Annotated in this window: 15 protein-coding genes; 10 read left to right on the top strand and 5 right to left on the bottom strand. The window is 67.0% G+C overall.

Features of this window, described 5'->3' with window-relative positions:
* The first annotated feature begins 69 nt into the window (after window positions 1-69).
* Entirely contained in the window at window positions 70-1,356 is a 1,287-nt protein-coding gene (locus tag ON32_RS18030; protein WP_083874609.1) for an arginine deiminase, read from the top strand.
* Window positions 1,357-1,366: 10 nt separating this feature from the next.
* Window positions 1,367-1,747, top strand: coding sequence for a GntR family transcriptional regulator (locus ON32_RS18025; protein WP_040792110.1), 381 nt, complete (start codon window positions 1,367-1,369; stop codon window positions 1,745-1,747).
* A gap of 28 nt (window positions 1,748-1,775) precedes the next feature.
* Here ON32_RS18025 and ON32_RS18020 read toward each other — a convergent pair whose 3' ends face one another.
* Window positions 1,776-3,389, bottom strand: a complete 1,614-nt coding sequence (locus ON32_RS18020; RefSeq protein WP_040792109.1) for a dolichyl-phosphate-mannose--protein mannosyltransferase — start codon at window positions 3,387-3,389, stop codon at window positions 1,776-1,778.
* Window positions 3,390-3,762: 373 nt separating this feature from the next.
* Between ON32_RS18020 and rsmI the strand changes: the two genes are divergently transcribed.
* Entirely contained in the window at window positions 3,763-4,647 is an 885-nt protein-coding gene (rsmI, locus tag ON32_RS18015) for a 16S rRNA (cytidine(1402)-2'-O)-methyltransferase (protein ID WP_281032239.1), read from the top strand.
* Here rsmI and metG read toward each other — a convergent pair.
* Window positions 4,626-6,209 carry a methionine--tRNA ligase gene (gene metG, locus ON32_RS18010; protein ID WP_040792108.1) on the bottom strand — a complete coding sequence of 528 codons (1,584 nt, stop codon included), beginning with the start codon at window positions 6,207-6,209 and terminating at the stop codon, window positions 4,626-4,628. The two genes, rsmI and metG, sit on opposite strands and share 22 nt — an antisense overlap.
* A 152-nt stretch (window positions 6,210-6,361) precedes the next feature.
* On the opposite strand from metG, the gene ON32_RS18005 reads away from it, so the two are divergent.
* The 3 genes from ON32_RS18005 to rsmA all read left to right on the top strand — a co-directional run bounded on the left by ON32_RS18005 (window position 6,362) and on the right by rsmA (window position 8,517).
* Window positions 6,362-7,189, top strand: coding sequence for a TatD family hydrolase (locus ON32_RS18005; protein WP_040792107.1), 828 nt, complete (start codon window positions 6,362-6,364; stop codon window positions 7,187-7,189).
* A 199-nt stretch (window positions 7,190-7,388) separates the two neighbouring features.
* Window positions 7,389-7,580 carry a hypothetical protein gene (locus ON32_RS30855; RefSeq protein WP_040792106.1) on the top strand — a complete coding sequence of 64 codons (192 nt, stop codon included), beginning with the start codon at window positions 7,389-7,391 and terminating at the stop codon, window positions 7,578-7,580.
* 70 nt (window positions 7,581-7,650) lie between these two features.
* Window positions 7,651-8,517 (top strand): 16S rRNA (adenine(1518)-N(6)/adenine(1519)-N(6))-dimethyltransferase RsmA, encoded by an 867-nt coding sequence (rsmA, locus tag ON32_RS17995; protein WP_373284323.1) that lies wholly within the window; start codon window positions 7,651-7,653, stop codon window positions 8,515-8,517.
* A gap of 66 nt (window positions 8,518-8,583) precedes the next feature.
* Here the strand turns inward: rsmA and ON32_RS17990 are convergent, their stop codons facing one another.
* The gene (locus ON32_RS17990; RefSeq protein ID WP_040792104.1) at window positions 8,584-8,790 is read right to left on the bottom strand and encodes a heavy-metal-associated domain-containing protein; all 207 of its coding nucleotides are present in this window, start codon (window positions 8,788-8,790) and stop codon (window positions 8,584-8,586) included.
* 202 nt (window positions 8,791-8,992) lie between these two features.
* Here ON32_RS17990 and ON32_RS17985 point away from each other — a divergent pair, with 202 nt between their 5' ends.
* Together ON32_RS17985 and ON32_RS17980 are read left to right on the top strand one after the other, a co-directional pair.
* Window positions 8,993-9,958: a 4-(cytidine 5'-diphospho)-2-C-methyl-D-erythritol kinase gene (locus tag ON32_RS17985; protein WP_040792103.1), complete on the top strand. Its 966-nt coding sequence runs from the start codon at window positions 8,993-8,995 to the stop codon at window positions 9,956-9,958.
* Window positions 9,959-10,100: 142 nt separating this feature from the next.
* Complete coding sequence (locus tag ON32_RS17980; RefSeq protein WP_040792190.1) at window positions 10,101-11,915, top strand: ABC-F family ATP-binding cassette domain-containing protein; 1,815 nt, start codon at window positions 10,101-10,103, stop codon at window positions 11,913-11,915.
* 12 nt (window positions 11,916-11,927) lie between these two features.
* Here the strand turns inward: ON32_RS17980 and ON32_RS17975 are convergent, their stop codons facing one another.
* Entirely contained in the window at window positions 11,928-13,250 is a 1,323-nt protein-coding gene (locus tag ON32_RS17975) for a hypothetical protein (protein WP_083874606.1), read from the bottom strand.
* A gap of 213 nt (window positions 13,251-13,463) precedes the next feature.
* On the opposite strand from ON32_RS17975, the gene ON32_RS30130 reads away from it, so the two are divergent.
* Together ON32_RS30130 and ON32_RS17965 are read left to right on the top strand one after the other, a co-directional pair.
* Window positions 13,464-14,363 (top strand): Abi-alpha family protein, encoded by a 900-nt coding sequence (locus ON32_RS30130; RefSeq protein ID WP_040792102.1) that lies wholly within the window; start codon window positions 13,464-13,466, stop codon window positions 14,361-14,363.
* A 302-nt stretch (window positions 14,364-14,665) separates the two neighbouring features.
* Entirely contained in the window at window positions 14,666-15,274 is a 609-nt protein-coding gene (locus ON32_RS17965) for a nuclear transport factor 2 family protein (RefSeq protein ID WP_083874605.1), read from the top strand.
* A gap of 52 nt (window positions 15,275-15,326) precedes the next feature.
* Here the strand turns inward: ON32_RS17965 and ON32_RS17960 are convergent, their stop codons facing one another.
* The gene (locus tag ON32_RS17960; protein ID WP_051133388.1) at window positions 15,327-16,970 is read right to left on the bottom strand and encodes a peptide chain release factor 3; all 1,644 of its coding nucleotides are present in this window, start codon (window positions 16,968-16,970) and stop codon (window positions 15,327-15,329) included.
* Window positions 16,971-17,063: the final 93 nt, after the last annotated feature.

Raw genomic sequence — 17,063 nt, 5'->3', positions numbered from 1 at the left:
TCTCTCCCGTGCTTGTGAATTGCGAGGGAATGTCGTGCTCCGGGGCCGGGAGCGAACTACTGTCGGGTCATGGCATCAGACGCCGTATCCGACCGGCCCCAGCGCGGCTCGCGGGCGCATTCGGGCCCGCTCGCGCCGCCGAACCACGGTTTCGGGGTGACCACAGAGGTCGGTGTCCTGCGATCGGTCCTGCTGCACCGCCCGGGTGACGAGCTGCGTCGACTCACCCCGCGCAACAACGACCAGCTGCTGTTCGACGGTATCCCCTGGGTGGAACGAGCGCAGGAGGAACACGACACATTCACCGAACTACTTCGCGGGCGCGGGGTGGAGGTGTTGCTGCTCGCCGACCTGTTGACCGAAACGCTCGAGGTCAGCGGAGCGGCCCGAATCCAGGGAATCACCACCGCCGTGGACACCCGCCGGCTCGGCCATACGCTCGCCGACGAACTGGCGGCCTATCTGCGGGGTGTTCCGGCGGCCGAACTGGCCCACGTATTGATGGCGGGAATGACCTTCGACGAGCTGCCCTTCGGCGCCGACAACACCTCGCTGGTGCGGCGGATGCACCATGGCGGCGATTTCGTCATCGACCCCTTACCGAATCTGCTGTTCACCCGGGACTCGTCGTTCTGGGTGGGGCCGAAGGTCGCGATCACCGCGCTGGCCCTGCCCGCCCGCGCCCGTGAAACCTCGCTGACCGACCTGATCTACGCGTTCCATCCCCGGTTCCTCGGGGTGCGACGCGCCTACGAATCGCATACCGCGCCCATCGAGGGCGGCGATGTGCTGCTGCTCGCACCGGGAGTGGTGGCGGTGGGGGTGGGGGAACGCACCACACCCGCGGGCGCGGAGGCCCTGGCCCGCAGTCTGTTCGACGATTCTCTCGCCCATACCGTGCTGGTGCTCCCGATCGCCCAGGCCCGGGCCACCATGCACCTGGACACCGTGTGCACCATGGTCGACACCGATGCCGTGGTCATGTATTCGGCGGTGCGGGATACGTTGACCGCCTATACGATTCGCTGCCCCGACCCCGCGGACCCGGAACGGGTCGTAATACAGGGCCCCGATCCGTTCCTGCCCGCCGCCGCCGAGGCCATGGGAATCGGCAAACTGCGCGTCATCGATACCGGCTTGGACGGGGTCACCGCGGAACGGGAACAGTGGGATGACGGCAACAACACGCTCGCCCTGGCCCCCGGTGTGGTCGTCGCCTACGAACGCAATGTGATGACCAATGCCCGGCTGGCCGACTCCGGTATCGAGGTACTCACCATTCCGGGGTCGGAGCTGGGTTCCGGGCGGGGCGGCCCACGATGTCTGTCCTGTCCGCTGGCCCGAGACGGGATATAGCGAGCGGACCATGTTCGAGATCACGGTCTCACACGATTCCGCCGTGCCGCCCTACGAGCAGCTGCGGCTCGCCGTTATCGCCGCCGTGCGTTCCGGTGAGCTGGCCGCGGGTACCAAGATTCCGACGGTGCGGGCATTGGCCGCGCAACTCGGTCTGGCGCCCAATACGGTCGCCCGCGCCTACCGAGAACTGGAACAGGACGGGGTGGTGCGGACCCGCGGCAGATTGGGGTCGTTCATCGCCTCCTCCGGTGATCCGACACGGGACGCCGCCGGACGGGCCGCCACCGAATACGTCGCGGCCATCCGTCGTCTCGGTCTGGACGACGCGGCCGCTCTCGACTACGTCAGGGCGGCATTGGGCGGTCGGGGCGGCACCGAGTCCGGCTGATATCGGCCGACCGGCCGACCCGGTGGGATCATCGCCAGCTGGGCAACCAGAGATGGTCCTGCCAGGAGGCCGGACTTATCGGCAGGGCGGTGAGTATCGGCCACAACCAGATGAAGTTCGCGATCACCAGGCCCAGGTACAGGCACACGATGAGCAGACCGAGGCTGCGGCGCTCACTCGGCATATCCGGGACCAACACCCCACGCGGCATTGCGCGCCGGGCCGGGCCGAGGATGTCACCGAGCACCAGCGCGACCGCCATCACCAGGAACGGAGCCAGAACCACGGCGTAGAAGTAGTACATCTGCCGGTCCAGGGTGAGGAACCAGGGCAGCAGCGCGGCGCCGTAGCCGGTGAGCACCGCCGCGTAGCGCCAGTCCCGGCGCACCACCCACCGCCACACACCCCACGCCAGGACCGGTAGGGCGACCCACCAGAGCGCGGGGGTGCCCACCAGCATCACCGCCTTCACACATTGGGCCTGTCCGCATCCGCGCACCCCCTCGTCGGCGTAGTAGTAGAGCATCGGCCGCAACCCCATGGGCCAGGTCCACGGCTTGGACTCCCACGGATGGTGATTGCCCGCGGAGTTGGTGAGCTCGGAATGGAAGGTCAGGGTGCGGGCGTGGAAGTACCAGAGTGAGCGCAGCGCATCCGGGAACAGGTGTGACCAGAATCCACCGGTGCCGATACCGTCCTCCGGGGCTGCCGGATTACCCGCCATGTATCGATAGACACCGGTCTCACTGCTGAACCAGGGCGTGTACGAGGCCAGATACACCCCCAGCGGAACCAACACCAGCGCATACAACGCCGGACCGAGGTCGCGTACGGCGGTGCCGCGCACCGGTGCCCGCACACCGTAGGTCCGGCGGGCCTGGAGATCGAAGATCACACTGAGCAAGCCGAACGCGGCGATGAAATACAGACCCGACCATTTGGTCCCGCAGGCCAGGCCTAGTAGCACACCCGCGCCGAATCGCCACCAGCGCACACCGAGCCGCGGCCCCCACCGGGTGTGATCGACCCGTCCCTCGGCGTCGGCGCGGGCGAGCCGCGCGCGTACCTCGTCGCGATCGACGATCAGACAACCGAACGCTCCGGTGACCAGCACCGTCAGGAAGATGTCGAGCATGCCGATCCGGGAGGACACGAAGGTGGTCCCATCGGCGATCAGCAGAATCCCGGCAATGGCGCCGAGCATCGTGGACCGGGTCAACCGCCGGACGATCCGGATCACCAGCAGGACCAATACCGTTCCGGCCACCGCCGCGGAGAATCGCCATCCCCAGCCGTTGTAGCCGAAAATCGCCTCCCCGATGGCGATCAGTTGTTTACCGACCGGCGGATGCACCACCAACCCGTAGCCCGGATTGTCCTCCACGCCCCCGCCGGTGAGGACCTGCCAGGCCTGTGGGGCGTAGTGCTTCTCGTCGAAGACCGGGGTGCCCGCGTCGGTCGGGTAGTTGAGCATGGTGAACCGGGTCACGGCCGCCACGATCGTCAGGACCGCGGTGACGACCCAGCCGCGCACGGTATCGGTGGGCCCGAAATCGGGGGTGGGACGCAGCGGAGCGGGGCTCGACCAGGGCCGCGGTGGCCGCGCGGGCGCAATGGGGCGCTGATCGGTCAGCTGGGTCACGACCCTGATCGTAAGCTGTGCCCGCCCACACCCTTGTGTCCGGTCGAACAGCCCGCTCCGTTGGTCAGGTGACCATCGGCCGTATCACCCGTTTCGAGGGTCGGTCGTCGACGCCGCGTCGAGGGCCTGGAAAACCTCGGCGGTCCGTCCCCCATAATGGTCGGGCCCGGCTCGACCGGAGTGAGTTCGTGTCGGTGGATTCACATGAAACATGTGATGATTCGGGGACCGAAATCCCGCGATCCACACGAGGGTGCGGTTCGATACGTGAAACGTGGGGCCGACGTGCGGGTCCCGGGCATCGAAACGGGGGCCCCACCGGGGCCCGCGACCTCGCCCCGGCCCAGGCCGAGGCCGGAAACACAGGAGTGCGGTGACAGAAGAACTCGGGTCGCTGATACTGGCCGCCACACCGATGGGTGATATCGGTGACGCCTCGCAACGTCTGCGCACCGCCCTGGCCGAGGCCGATGTCCTCGCCGCCGAGGACACCCGCCGTACCCGTGCCCTGGCCAAGGCGCTGGGTGTGGAGATCCGCGGTCGGGTGGTGAGTTTCTACGACCATGTGGAGGCGGCCCGGATTCCCGGCCTGCTCGCGGAGATCGAGGCCGGCCGCACCGTCGTACTGGTCACCGATGCGGGTATGCCGTCGGTGAGCGACCCCGGATATCGGTTGGTGGCCGCCTGTGCGGAACGCGGTCTACCGGTGACCTGCCTGCCCGGTCCCTCGGCGGTGACCACCGCATTGGCATTGTCGGCGCTGCCGGTGGACCGCTTCTGTTTCGACGGTTTCGCGCCGCGTAAGGCGGGCCCGCGGCGGGAATGGTTGCGCACACTGGTTGCCGAGCCACGCGCCTGCGTGTTCTTCGAGGCGCCGCACCGATTGGCCGAATGTCTGGCCGACGCTGTGGCGATCCTGGGCCCCGAGCGACGGGCCGCGGTGTGCCGAGAGCTCACCAAAACCTACGAGGAGGTAGTGCGCGGCACCGTGGCCGAACTGGCCGAGTGGGCGGTCGACGGCGCGCGCGGGGAGATCACCGTGGTGCTGGAAGGCGCACGTCGAGCGGCTGCCGATCCGGCCGACCTGGTGGCGCAGGTGGAGGAGCGCGCGGCGGCCGGACTGCGGTTGAAGGACGCCAGCGCCGAGATCGCGGAGATCTCCGGGGTCTCGCGCCGCGAACTCTATGATGCCGTGCTCGCCGCCCGCCGAGCCGCCGCGGACCGTGCCGGGGGTGGTCAGTCCTTCGGCTCCACGTAGCGCGGGAACACCGGTTCCGGGGCGGGCAGCGGGGTGCCGGGCACGAGCGGGGTGGCGATATCGGCGAAGGTTCGGTGCTGCTGGCCGAGCAGGTCCAACAGTTTGCCCGCGGAGGTGGGCATCACCGGCTGCACCAGGATGGCGACGATGCGCACCACCTCGAGCGTGACGTAGAGGACGGTCGCCATCCGGGCCAGGTCTTCGGGGGTGCCGGATTTGCGTAGCGTCCACGGTGCCTGCGCGGAGAAATACCGGTTGGTCTCGCCCAGGGTCAGCCAGATGGCCTCCAGCGCCAGGTGCATCTGCTGGACGTCGAACTCGGCCCGGCAGCGTTCCAGCAGCCCGTTCGCCCGGTCGAGCAGCGCCCGATCCTCGTCGGTGAACTCGCCCGGCGTCGGTACGGCAGCGCCGCAGTTCTTGGCGACCATGGTCAGGCTGCGCTGCGCCAGATTGCCGAACTCGTTGGCCAGGTCGGCGTTGATCCGGGAGACGATGGCCTCGTGGCTGTAGCTGCCGTCCTGGCCGTAGGAGATCTCGCGGAGCAGGAAGAAGCGCACCGCATCGAGACCGTAGGTGTCGACGAGGTCGATGGGGTCGACCACATTGCCGACCGACTTCGACATCTTCTCGCCCTTGTTGTACAAGAAGCCGTGTACGAAGACCCGCTGCGGAAGTTCGATACCGGCCGACATCAGGAATGCCGGCCAGTAGACCGTGTGGAAGCGGGTGATGTCCTTGCCGATGATGTGCACATTCGCCGGCCAGTAGCGCAGGAACGACTCGCTGTCGGTGTTCGGGAAGCCGACGCCGGTGAGGTAGTTGGTGAGCGCGTCCACCCACACGTACATGACGTGCTCGGGGTGGTCGGGGACCGGTACGCCCCAGTCGAAGGTGGTGCGGGAGATGGACAGGTCCTTCAGACCGGCCTTGACGTAGCTGACGATCTCGTTGCGCCGGGTGGCGGGCGCGATGAAATCGGGGTGCTCGTCATAGAGCGCGAGCAGTTTGTCCTGGTAGGCAGACAGCCGGAAGAAGTAGTTGGATTCCTCGGTCCAGGTGACCGGGGTCCGGGTTTCGGTGGAGATCCGGGTGCCGTCGTCGAGGAGAGTGGTCTCCTCCTCGGTGTAGAACGCCTCGTCGCGCACCGAGTACCACCCGGAGTAGTTGTCCAGGTAGATATCGCCGTTGTCCATCATCCGCCGCCAGATCGCGACGCAGGCCTCGTGGTGGTCGGCGTCGGTGGTGCGGATGAAGCGGTCATAGGAGATATCGAGTCGTTTGTCCAGCGCCTCGAAAACATCCGAATTGCGGGCGGCGAGTTCCCGGACGGGCACCCCTTCGGCATTCGCGGTCTGCTGCATCTTCTGACCGTGCTCGTCGGTGCCGGTCATGAAGAACACGTCGTACCCGTCGAGCCGCTTGAACCGGGCGAGGGCATCGGCGGAGATGTATTCGTAGGCGTGCCCGATATGCGGCGCACCGTTCGGGTAGGCGATGGCCGTGGTGAGGTAGAAGGCTGGTGCCTCGGCTCCGTGTGGTGCTGTGCGGTCGGCTGCGCTCATGGTGTGTCTACTCTAATGTGCGTGCCCGTCCTCGCTTGCGTGAATATCCCTTACCGGGCCGGCGGCGATATTCACGCAAGCGTTTTCCGCGCCCCGACCGCCGGACGCGCCGGGGGTATCGGGTCGGCGATCCGGTCGAAGGGAGCCCGTCGATGAATGCCAAACGCCCCGCTCCGCCACCGCCGGAGCCGCTGTCACCGCTGGTGGACGCGCATACGCATCTGGATGCCTGTGGGGCGAGTGATGCGGAGTCGGTCGCGGTCGTGGTGGACCGGGCGGCCGCGGCGGGGGTCGGGAAGGTCGTCACCGTGGCCGACGATCTGGCGGCGGCGCACTGGGCGGTGTCGGCGGCGCACTGGGACGAGCGGGTGTTCGCGGCGGTGGCGCTGCATCCCACTCGGGCGAATGCGCTGGACGAGCAGGCGCGGTCGGAGCTGGAGAAATTGGCCGCGGATCCGCGGGTGGTCGCGATCGGGGAGACCGGCCTGGATTACTACTGGCCCGGCAAACTCGACGGATGCGCCGATATCGAAACCCAGATCGAGGCCTTTCGCTGGCATATCGATCTGGCCAAACGGATCGGTAAGCCGCTCATGATCCACAATCGCGAGGCCGATCACGATCTGTTGACGGTGCTGCTGGACGAGGGCGCGCCCGAGACGGTGATCTTCCACTGTTTTTCCTCGGATACGAATATGGCGATGGCCTGTGTGGAAGCGGGGTATGTGCTCAGTTTCTCGGGGACGGTCAGTTTCACCAATGCCCATCGATTGCGGGAGGCGGTGCAGGTGGTCCCGGACCATCTGTTGCTGGTCGAGACCGATGCGCCGTATCTGACCCCGCATCCCTACCGCGGCGCGCCGAACGAGCCGTACTGCCTGCCCTACACAGTGCGTGCGCTGGCCGAACTCCGCGGTCGGGATCCGATCGAATTGGCGGAGATCAGCAGCGCCAACGCGCGTCGGGTTTACGGCATATGACCCGAATATGAGTAATTCGGCATACATGTGATCAAAATCACATAACACGCCGAGGGTATTTGCTACCTGCATTCTCTTCCGCAGCCTGGGTCTCGGTGGACGGTCTCGGTATATCGTCTCGGTTGTCGCGGATCACAACCTTCGTTATCGTCCCGTGACCATGTCGCCTTTTACGAGGATCAATTCCTCACGTTCGCCATTGCTGTACGCGGCGATCGCGGCACTGCTGCTGATATTGATCGTCGGTGCGGGCATGGCCATCGCGAACCACGAGAAGATCGCCGGCGGCGATTTCTCCTCCGATACGGATCGGGCCGTCGTGGAGCACGCGGACCCGTCCGATGCGGCGCCCGTGCTTCGCGCGGTCGTGGTCCACAAGGGCCACGAATAGCCCATTTCGCGTACGGGGTGTCCGGGCCGGTCGCATCCGTTGGTAGGTTTTGCCGGTGTCGGATGCCGAGATGATCGCGCGCGGTAGCGCCGAGTTGCTGGGACCCGTCCAGGTGCGGGAGTTGGCCGAACGGCTGGGGGTGCGACCGACCAAACAGCTCGGGCAGAACTTCGTCCACGACGCCAATACCGTGCGGCGGATCGTGACCGCGGCGGGAGTGGGGCGCGCCGATACCGTGCTCGAGGTCGGACCGGGGCTCGGCTCTTTGACCCTTGCCCTCCTGGATGTGGTGGACGCGGTGATCGCCGTCGAGATCGATCCTGTCCTCGCCGCCCGTCTTCCGGTGACGGTGGTGGAACGGGCCGCCGCATTGGCCGAGCGGTTGACCGTGGTGGAGGCCGACGCGCTGCGGGTCCGGGCCGGTGATCTGCCCGGCTCGCCGACCGCGCTGGTGGCGAATCTGCCCTATAACGTGGCGGTGCCGGTGCTGCTGCATCTATTGGCCGAGTTTCCCGGCATCGTCACCACATTGGTGATGGTGCAGGCCGAGGTCGCCGACCGGTTGGCGGCGCGTCCCGGCGGTCGGGTGTATGGGGCGCCGAGTGTGAAGGCGGGATTCTTCGGGTCGGTGCGGCGGGCCGGCTCCGTGGGGCGCCAGGTGTTCTGGCCGGTACCACAGGTGGAATCGGGGCTCGTGCGCATCGACCGGCATATAGACCCGCCGTGGCCGACCGATGACGAATTCCGGCGGCGGGTGTTCGAGGTGATCGATGCGGCCTTCGCGCAACGCCGTAAGACCTTGCGTGCCGCTCTGGCCGGTTGGGCGGGTGGTCCCGTCGAATCCGAGCGGCGGCTCCTCGCCGCCGGTATCGACCCCACTGCGCGGGGTGAGACCTTGGATACGGCCGCTTTCGTTCGGCTCGCCGAACAGGGGTGAATCCGGGCGGCCGCCCGGATATCGGCCGCCCGGATATCGGCCGGCGTTCGAGCCGGCCGGTTCGCGTCACTCGGTGAGTGCGTAGCCCGCCTCGTCGACGGCCGCGGCAACCGCATCGGCCGGGACGGGCGCCGTGCTCTCGACGGTGACGCGGCCGGATGCCAGGTCGACGTCCACGCCGGTGACGCCGTCGATCTTGCCGATCTCGCTCTGCACGGACTGGACGCAGTGCCCGCAGGTCATACCCGTGACCGTGTAGGTGGCTGTGGACATCTCGACTCCTTGGTCTCGCTACGGGTGTTCTCCATCGGGCGCGTGGCCCGACTCCAACATACCCCCGGGGGGTAATAGTGGCAAGCGACCCGGCGGTTGCTGCCGCCCGTGGGACGGCAACCGTTTCGCCGGCAGCGGGCGTAGTCCATGGGTCCACGACAGAAGCCGCGCCCCACGGCCGCGGCGGTTAGGCTAGGGCACCGTGCTGTCCGTTGTGCCCAGTCCCGTCACCGTGCGGGCGCCGTCGAAGGTGAACCTCCATCTCGGGGTCGGTGATATACGCGCGGACGGCTACCACGAGCTCACCACGGTATTCCAGGCGCTGTCACTGGCGGATGATGTGCGGATCACCCCGGCGTCCTCCCTCACCATTCGGGTCAGCGGCGAGAACGCGATCGAGGTGCCCACCGACCGGACCAATCTGGTGTGGCAGGCCGCGGTCCGCCTGGGACATCTGGCCGGACGGGCGCCGCTGGTGGAGATCGCCATCAACAAGGGGATCCCGGTGGCCGGTGGAATGGCGGGCGGCAGCGCCGATGCCGCGGCCACCCTGGTCGGACTGAACGAGCTGTGGGAACTGGGTCTGGGCCGGGACGAGCTCTCGGCGGTGGCCGCCGAACTCGGCAGCGATGTCCCCTTCTCTCTGCACGGTGGCACCGCCCTCGGCACCGGACGCGGTGAGCGCTTGCTCCCGGTGCTGTCCCGCAACACCTTTCACTGGGTGCTCGCCCTCGCCAAGGGCGGGCTGTCCACCCCGGCGGTGTTCACCGAACTGGATCGGTTGCGGGTCCAGGGCGACCCGCCGCGACTCGGCGAACCGCAGGAGCTCATGCAGGCGCTGGCCGCCGGCGACCCTGGACAACTCGCGCCCCTGCTCGGCAACGATCTACAGGCCGCGGCACTGTCCCTGCGTCCAGAACTGCGGCGTACCCTGCGCGCCGGTATCGATGCGGGTGCCCTGGCCGGATTGGTGTCCGGTTCCGGTCCTACCTGCGCCTTCCTCTGCGAATCCGCCGAGGCGGCGGTCGCGGTGGCGGCGGAACTGGCCGGGGCGGGCGTCAGCCGCAGTGTGCGCACCGCAACAGGTCCGGCCCACGGAGCCCGTGTCCTCGGCTCCGATGAGCCACCCCGATCCCATCCCGACGGCCCGGGACAGCGCCGCGCCTGATCTCGCGTTGCCCTGCCATGCCCCGGGGTCGGTGAGTTCGTTCCGTCCCCGGGTGATGCAATACAAGACGTTCACGGCCCGTCCCGGGCCCGACCGGCGCGATTTCACGTCAGCGGATTCGCGATCGACCACGGAGGATTCCATGGCCAACCTGATCAACCTCGAACAGGTCAGCAAGAGCTTCGGTATCACCCCGCTGCTCGACGGTGTCTCGCTGGGTGTGCACGCGGGTGACCGGATCGGGGTGGTGGGCCTCAACGGCGGCGGCAAGACCACCCTGCTGGAGGTGCTCACCGGTATCGAGCAGCCCGACAGCGGCCGGGTCAGCACCTTGGGCGGGTTGCGAATGGCGGTGGTGACCCAGCGTGGGACCCTGCCCGAGGGTGCCACCGTGGGGTCGGCCGTATTCGCGGGATTGACCGAGGACTCCTCCGGCGGGGTGCTCGCCGAGCACGAATGGGCGGCCGATCCGCGGATCCGTGCGGTGCTCGATGGGATCGGGATCGCCGCGCTCGGTCTGGACACGCCCGTCACCGCTCTCTCCGGTGGTGAACGCCGCCGGGTCGCGCTGGCCGCCGCGCTGGTCCGGGATCTCGATCTGCTGGTGTTGGACGAACCCACCAACCACCTCGACGTCGAGGGCGTGCAATGGCTGGCGCAGCATCTGCTCCAACGGCGGAGCGCCCTGGTGGTGGTCACCCACGACCGTTGGTTCCTCGACACCGTCGCCACGCGAACCTGGGAGGTCGTCGGGGGCCGGGTGGAAACCTATGAGGGCGGTTACGGCGACTGGATCTTCGCGCGCGCCGAACGCGCCCGCCAGGCCGACGCCATGGAGGCCCGGCGGCGGAATCTGGCCCGCAAGGAACTGGCCTGGCTTCGGCGCGGTCCGCAGGCCCGCACGTCGAAGCCGCGGTATCGGGTGGAGGCGGCCGAGGCGCTCATCGCCGATGTGCCGCCGCCCCGCGACACCGTTTCGCTCACTGCCTTCGCCCGGAAACGGTTGGGGCGGGTGGTGGTCGAACTCGAGAACACCACGCTGGCCACCCCGGACGGACGCACCCTCGTTCATGACCTGACCTGGCGGCTGGGGCCGGGGGAACGGGTCGGTCTGGTGGGGGTGAACGGTTCCGGCAAGACCACGCTGCTGCGTGCGCTGGCCGGTGATGTCGACCCGATCACGGGCCGGCGGATACAGGGTCAAACGGTGCGGATCGGCTGGTTGCGGCAGGAACTGGACGACCTACCGGGCGATATGCGGGTACTGGAGGCCGTTCAGGAAGTGGCCATGCGAATAACCCTGGGCGAAGGCAGCAAGGCGCTCGAACTGTCGGCGGGCCAGTTGGCCGAGCGGCTCGGGTTCAATGCGGCCCGGCAGCGCACACCCGTGCGGGATCTGTCCGGTGGGGAGCGGCGCCGGCTGCAGCTCACCCGCATTCTCATGTCCGAACCGAACGTCCTGCTGCTGGACGAGCCGACCAACGACCTGGACATCGATACGCTGCAGCAGCTGGAAGACCTCCTGGACAACTGGGCGGGCACCCTGGTGGTGATCAGCCACGACCGCTACCTGATCGAGCGGATCTGCGACTCCACCTGGGCCCTGTTCGGCGATGGGAAACTCACCAATCTGCCCGGTGGGATCGAGGAGTATCTGCGTCGCCGCGGCGAGCTCGCCGCCGGCGGGGGCAAACCGACCGGACGGGCCGAAACGGAGCGCTCCGGGACCGCGGCTCCGAGCGATTCCGCCGCCTACCGCGCGGCCCGCAAGGAATTGGCCCGACTGGAGCGCACCATCGACAAACTCACCGAACGTGAGGCGAAACTGCATGCGAGTCTCGCCGATGCCGCCACCGACCCGGAACGGCTCATGACCCTCGGGGCGGAGCTCGAACAGGTGCAGGCCGAGAAGGAAACGGCCGAGGAACGCTGGATGGAACTCGCCGATCAGGTCTGAGGCACTCCCGGCCTACATCCAGGTGGTGGCCACGGTGGTGCCGAAAACCAGGATGTGCGCGTACCCCGCGAAGAGCCCGAGTACGCCACCGTGCACGAACAACAGCCATTCGTCCTGTTTGATGGCGGCGCGCAGCATATCGACGAAGTCGTGTGGTGACAGCGCCGCCATCTGTTTGGCGATGTAGTTGTTGATCTGTTTGCCCTGGCGCAGGTTGAAGTCGGGGTCGGCGAAGGCGATCGGGGCGATGGCCATGGCCTCGTTGGTGAATGTTGTCTGCAGGGCGTCGTACTCACGGCTGCCCAGCACCAGTTTGACCGCGCCGCGCGCCGGACCCAGCGCCCGATCGGCGGCCGGACGCAGGGTGTCCTCCAGCATTTGCAGGGTGCGGTCCGAACGGGGACCGTTGAGCAATTCGTCGCCGATATTGGCCACCGTCATCACCTGGGTGGACACCAATTCCGCATAACCGGCGGTGATCTCGGGCTGCCGTTTGATCAGCAGACCCTGCCGCCACGGGCACCACCATTTCGGTTCGGCGGGAGCGAAGATCAGGTTGATACCCACCCAGTTGACCACCCAGCCGATGATCACTCCGCCGATGGGCAGAACCGCCAGTGTCGGCCAGCTGGTCAGATGCAGAACGGCGACCAGCACCAGGCCCATCGGGGCGCCGAAATAGAAGCCGAAGTTCTGCATGAACCGCAATTCCTTGGCTCCGAGAACCTGGAACAGTTGATTGAGCAGTTGGGGCCGGGCCTGGAAGTAGCGGATGACCATCTGCTTGACGTCCAGCAATTGATCGATATTGGCGCCGAGTTCATGGGTGAGTTCGCGCAGAATGGTGGGCAATTGCTGGCGCACCCGCTGATGCACCATTTCCCGAACCGGGGCGGGCAGGTTGTACCAGAGCTGTGGATGCTCGCGGCGCAGAATCTCCTCGACGATATCGCGGATCTGGGCCTCGGCGGTGACCGCCAGGTGCTCTGCCAGAGCGTCGGGCTCCAGCTCACGATAGAAATCGGCCACACTGCCGAGTTTCGAAAGTCCTTTGTCCACAGCGATACTGGCCATCTTGTCCGCCCGCGACGGAACGATGCCCTGCCAGCCGATACGGCCGTCGTAGCTCAACAGTGGCAGCACCTGGATCCGCTTGGGTAGATACGGATACACCATGCGCAGCCCGGGGAGCGAAACGCCGTGGAAGGCGATCGGACGGAACAACATCAGCACACCGGTCCAATTGGTGATGTACCCGATAACGCCGGTGAAGAGGGGTATCGTGACCAGTTCGAGGAGGATCGTCGGGTGTACCCCGAACACACTCTCCAACACGACACCCTCCTGTCCCGGTGATCGTCGACTCACCGGAACCTCAAATTAGCACCCTGATCATCACTTCTTCGCGGGGCGTCGACCGCTGCGTCGGGCGGTGCTGCGTTAGTGTCTTGAGACGTCGGCGCGAGTCACGACCAACCCCTGCGGATCGTGATCGGTGGGCGATAATCGGTGAGCGTACTCGTTCACCTGGCGATATCGGAGTAGGACGTGGCAGACGACAGGACCGGACACGAGATCACCCGGCCCGGTTCCCGCGCCGTGGAGCGCAGCGCGGACGCCGAGCGGCGCCAGATCAGCAACGAGGCCCGGCTGATTCGGGGATTCTTCCGAGCGGCCGGTATGGCGGCGGGCAGCGTGGTGCGCGGTGGGCAGTGGGCGGTGTCCACCTCTTACGAAGTGACCAGGGAGATCACCCAGGCCGCACTCGAGGGCGAGTCCTCGGCCGAGATCGCCGAACGCACCGGCAACGCATTGCGCTCCATCGCCCGCAGCGCGCTCGGGGTCACCGAGGGGTCGGTACGCGAGATCGTCAGCTATGTGCCGACCGGGCACGGCGATGTACCCCCTGGACGGCAGGCGCTGTCCGTCGGATCCTATCGACACTCGGCGACGGTGGCGGAGCTGCGCAAACGCGGTGACGCCCTACTGGCGCGGTCGGCCGATGTGTACTTCACCGAGGAGGTGCACCCCGCCTACGACCGGATTCTGGACGAACTCGCCCCCGACGAGGCGCGCATTCTGCGTTACATGGCGCTCAACGGACCGCAGCCCACGGTCGACGTGCGCACCAATCGGCCGCTCGGTATCGGTTCCGAACTGGTGGCCGGGGATCTGACCTCGGTACCGGAACAGGCGGGGGTCCGATACCCGGACCGGGCTCGTTCCTACCTGATCAACCTCAATCGGCTGGGGCTCACCATGACCTCCGACGATCCGGTGGTATTGAGCCGGTACATGGTGCTGGAGGTACAACCCGCGGTGGAGGCCGCGCTGAAGAAAGCGGGCCGGGCCCCCAAGATCGTGCGCAAGAGCCTACGGCTGACGGAGTTCGGCGAGGACTTCTGTCGCACCTGTTTCACCATAGGCAACGGGCAGCAATCCTCCTAGACCATCGATCTTCCTGGACCATCGATCTTCCTGGGCCATCGATCCTCCTGGCCATCGATATTGGTCGCGATCTGATACAGATCTGGTCAACCCCGCTGAATGCCCGTTTTCGGTGGGATGGTGGATGTATGGAGCAGGGCCATGAAGACAGGGACCGCACACAGCGGGTAGCAGGGTTCCCGCGTCACGCGGGGCAGAGTAGTGAAGCGATCACCGCCTCCGGCTCCGCACTCGCCGCCGCGCTGGGAGGAGGGACGGATATCCCGATACCACCACGACTGGACCAGGGGCCGGAACCGCCGATGACCGCGGGTCCGCGGGCACCCAACGTCAGGCGGGCCGGACCGAGGTCGGAGACCGCGCCGACCGATGACGTCTTCGCCATCGGGCGGCTCAAATTCCGGTATCTGCGAAGTCTGGATACCAAGCAGTGGGACGAACTCGTCGACACGATGATTCCGGAGGCGACCGCCACCTACAGCGAATATCTGCAATTCGAGTCCCGGGACGCGTTCCTGACCTTCGTACGCAACACCCTGGGACCCCATGTCATCACCGAACATCACTGTGATCACCCCGAGATCGATGTCGATGGCGATACCGCCACCGGCACCTGGTATCTCTCCGATACGGCGCTCATCCCGGAGCACAATATGCTGCTGCACGGCGCCGCCTTCTATTCCGACCGCTATGTGCGCTGCGATGACGGCCGGTGGCGGATCGCGCACACCGGCTACGAACGCACCTACGAAGTGGTGCTGTCACTCGACGATCTGCCCAGTCTGCGGTTGACCTCGAATCGGCTGGGGCTGATCGTCCGGGATTCCAGGGTCGAGCCCGCGGAACGGCAGCCGGGGGAAAACCTGGAAGCGGAGCCCGTCGAGGTGCAGCAGCAGCGCGAGGCCGGATAGCGGACAGACCCACTCGATCCCGGTGGGCTCGCCGCCGCCGGGGCGACCCCGGCTAGTCCGCCGCAGCGACCAATGGCTCCAGGGTGAGGTTCGGCAGTTCCTTCTCGATGTACTGCAGCCGCCATTTATCGCTGAACAGGGCCAGTATCGCCCCGTCGCTGCGGGTGAACACCTCCACCCCGCGCTGACGGTCCAGCTCCGGTGCCGATGTCGCATCGGTGCGGCGCGCCACCGTGTACCCGAGGTGCTCGAGGTGGGTCTCGACCCCGAACTCGGTCTGCATTCGGGCGGTCACCACCTCGAACTGCATCGGCCCCACGGCCGCCAGCACCGGGGAGGCGTCGCCGCGCGCATCGTTGCGCAACACCTGCACCACGCCCTCGGAGTCGAGCTGGTCGATGGCCTTGCGGAACTGTTTGTACTTGCCCGCGCTCGCCGCGCGCAGCACCGCGAAATGTTCCGGCGCGAAGGACGGGATCGGCGGGTATTCCACCTTCTTGTCCACGTACAACGTGTGGCCCGGGGCCAATGCGGTGGCATTGACCAGACCCACCACATCCCCCGGATAGGCGGTGTCCACGGTGGTTCGGTCGCGACCGAACACGGTCAGCGCGTATTTGGTGGCGAATGGTCGACCGGTCTGGGCGTGCGTGACCACCATGCCCCGTTCGAACTCGCCCGACACGATTCGCATGAAGGCCAATCGGTCGCGGTGCGCGGCATCCATACCGGCCTGCACCTTGAACACCACCGCGCTGAACGGCTCCTCGGGAGCGCGCGGATTGCCGGCAACATCGATGCGCGGGCCGGGCGGGGGCGCCAGCTCGACCAGCGTTTCCAACAGTTGGCGCACCCCGAAGTTCAACATGGCGGAGGCATAGATCACCGGGGAGGTCTGCCCTGCCAGGAACAGTTCCTGATCGTGGATCTGCCCGGTGGCCGCGAGCAGTTCGCTCTCCTCGGCCGCGGTGGTCCAGGCCGCGCCCTCGCGAGCCTCGGCGGCATCCGGGCTCAGCGATTCCTCCGGGGCAATGGTGGCGCCGCCCGCGGTGCGGGTGAAGTGGATGTATTCGGTCGCCAGACCATCGGGACCGCGGCGCAGCAGACCGCGGAAATCACCGGCGATACCGACCGGCAGGAACAGCGGCGTGGGGGTCAGGCCGATGCGTTCGTCGATCTCGTCCAGCAGTTCCAGCGGGGCGCGGCCGGGCCGGTCCCATTTGTTGATCACGGTGATGACCGGGATACCGCGGTGGCGACACACCTGGAACAGCTTCAATGTCTGAGGTTCCAGGCCCTTGGCCGCGTCGATGAGCATTACCGCGGCGTCCACGGCGGTGAGCACCCGATAGGTGTCCTCGGAGAAATCCGAGTGACCGGGGGTGTCGACCAGGTTGATCACATGGTCGATATCGGAGCCGGCCGCCCGGTAGTCGAATTGCAGCGCGGTCGAACTCACCGAGATACCGCGCGCCTTCTCCATTTCCATCCAGTCCGAGACCGTCGACTTGCGACCGGCCTTGCCGTGGATGGCGCCCGCCTCGGAGATCTTGCGGGCATGCAGCGCCAACGCTTCGGTGAGTGTCGACTTGCCCGCGTCCGGGTGGGAGATCACGGCGAAGGTGCGACGCCGCGACACCTCCGCGGCCAACCCGCGGGCGGCGGGTGCGACGGAGCCCTCGGTGGAGGCGGTCAACGGTAACAACCTTTCGGCGGGTGAGCGGTGGCAACCTGTCCAGGGTACGCGACCCCGCGAATCGCCCGGAGTCGGTGCCCTGACCACCCGATT

Origin of the sequence: Nocardia paucivorans NBRC 100373 (assembly GCF_000308675.1) — a bacterium.
In the GTDB taxonomy this organism is placed as follows: Bacteria; Actinomycetota; Actinomycetes; order Mycobacteriales; family Mycobacteriaceae; genus Nocardia; species Nocardia paucivorans.
Note: the sequence above shows the minus strand (reverse complement) of the source record. Positions and strands in the feature narration are given on the sequence as shown.